Origin of the sequence: Chromohalobacter sp. HP20-39 (genome assembly GCF_033052815.1) — a bacterium.
GTDB lineage: Bacteria > Pseudomonadota > Gammaproteobacteria > Pseudomonadales > Halomonadaceae > Chromohalobacter.
Genome location: NZ_JAWHTP010000768.1, coordinates 1 through 264 on the forward strand (window position 1 = coordinate 1; position 264 = coordinate 264).

Here is a 264-nt window from a genome sequence, read left to right on the forward strand (position 1 = left end):
TGCCGCCAGTCCCTTGTCGATCACGGCAAACGCGCAAGATTCACTACTCAATTGGGGCAGTGAAAACCGATTCGCGTGGATTGACGATGCCTTTGGTCTGAGCGTGCTGGACGCGACTCGCAGCGACGGCACCCTGACAGACCTGCCGATTGGCTTGAGTGGCCTCGCGGGTTCGACGGATGTCGGTCGAGGCGATCAGCTGTTCCGTTGGAACCTCGGCGAAAGCATCAGCAGTGGGGCCAGCCAGGGCAACATGGGTTGGAC

The 264-nt window shown here is 60.6% G+C and carries 1 protein-coding gene; it reads left to right on the top strand.

The window, feature by feature from the left end; all coding sequences use genetic code 11:
- The coding region (locus tag RVY79_RS20025) for a hypothetical protein (RefSeq protein ID WP_317466330.1) at nucleotides 1-264 on the top strand (264 nt) is incomplete at both ends.